Origin of the sequence: Streptococcus sp. 714, from assembly GCF_013277115.1 — a bacterium.
Taxonomy (GTDB): Bacteria; Bacillota; Bacilli; order Lactobacillales; family Streptococcaceae; genus Streptococcus.
The window spans coordinates 1-386 of the sequence record NZ_VMMH01000042.1; the positions used below are offsets into that span (position 1 = coordinate 1).

At 43.0% G+C, this 386-nt stretch carries 1 protein-coding gene; it reads left to right on the plus strand.

The window, feature by feature from the left end; genetic code table 11:
• A partial coding sequence (locus HT718_RS09395) for a Rib/alpha-like domain-containing protein (RefSeq protein ID WP_275690401.1) occupies positions 1-386 on the plus strand: 386 nt, incomplete at both ends.

Sequence of the window (386 nt, forward strand, 5' to 3'; positions counted from 1 at the left end):
GCACCAAAAGCAGAAGATTCAATTGCGAACTTCAAAGACCTTCCTTCAGGAACAACAGCTAAGTTCAAGGAGCCAGTAGATACAAAAACACCAGGTGAAAAGACACCAGTAGTCGTTGTCACTTACCCAGACAAGTCAACAGACGAAGTTCCAGTTAAAGTGACTGTTAAAGATCCACGTAGTGATGCGGATAAGAACGAACCAAAAGCTAAGGACCAAACTGTTAAAGTTGGTGACGCACCAAAAGCAGAAGATTCAATTGCGAACTTCAAAGACCTTCCTTCAGGAACAACAGCTAAGTTCAAGGAGCCAGTAGATACAAAAACACCAGGTGAAAAGACACCAGTAGTCGTTGTCACTTACCCAGACAAGTCAACAGACGAAGT